Below are 1,043 nucleotides of genomic sequence, written 5' to 3'. Positions count from 1 at the left end.
GGTTCATAGTGGTAAAATACCTTGAATTGTTTTAGCAAGACATTTTGGTAATCGTGCTTTGTTTACAGCTCAGCGTGAGGGTATGATTTGGAACAATATTCGGCAATTAGCAAGTGGTATTATTATTCCAATTTCATTGAAAAAACCCATTGCTAAAAAAGGATTAAATTTTTTTAATCGTTTCTTTNTTATGCGAATTGGTATTTTNCAAGATATTANNNATTATGAAATTTGAAANACAAAATCAGTNGAACGAACAGCAGAAGGTAAACGNGCAAAACATAANTCNGATGTNGGNTTAGGAATTCGGTTTTTTAAAATAATTATTCCGTTAGAGTTTGCTCAAAAATATGATAGTCAATGATTAAAGTTTGTTCGTGATTTAAAAAATGATGAAATAGTTAATAAAAAAGAATATTATTGGTNGGAAATTACTAAATTGAGTGTTAAAGAGCGTTTAGAATTGTTTGATATTGATATTTTGAAAAAGAATTTAAAACCTAAAAAAGAAAAAGGAAGTGNTAAAAATGATTAATTTATTANCNGAAAGTAGTAATTGAGATAAGATTTTTAGTTTTATTTTTGATNTATTTTTGTTTATTTTTGATGTNATTTGAAATACTAAATTGNCAATGACAAATACAACNATTGNTTATTTTATNATCTTTTTTATGGTNGTTAAGTTNTCNATTTATGCAATTCACGGAACAAGAACNCAATANAACGAATTAGGTTCAACTGTTAAAAACAGTACATCAAAATTGTATGCTTCAACAGTACGTGGTGTTAAAAAAGCACATAAGGCTAATAAAAATGGTCAGTGAAAGGAAACAGATTAATGATTAGATTAGTTTTATTAGTTGTTGCAATNGCTATTTTTGGTACTGGTTTTATTACNGTNATTATNAATCAATTAACATCAGCAAAAAATATCATTATGGATTTATATAANTCAGATACTTNNTTACTTTCNTTNTTTGGTAAAATGGCAATTTTGTTTTCTCATCCGTTAATGTTAACAATATCGAGTTTATATATTGTTG

At 26.1% G+C, this 1,043-nt stretch carries 1 protein-coding gene and 1 pseudogene; both read left to right on the top strand.

All coding sequences use genetic code 4. The features are described from left to right. Positions 1 to 535, top strand: a pseudogene (locus TS70_RS08780) (hypothetical protein); the annotation flags it as partial. Between the two features lie 303 nt (positions 536 to 838). Beyond that, positions 839 to 1,043: hypothetical protein (locus TS70_RS08020; RefSeq protein ID WP_232332562.1), on the top strand; the 205-nt coding region annotated here is incomplete at its 3' end.

The sequence above is a fragment of the Spiroplasma sp. hyd1 genome, from assembly GCF_016082235.1.
Classification (GTDB): Bacteria; Bacillota_I; Bacilli_A; order Mycoplasmatales; family Mycoplasmataceae; genus Spiroplasma; species Spiroplasma poulsonii.
This window is presented reverse-complemented; position numbering and strand designations above follow the sequence as displayed.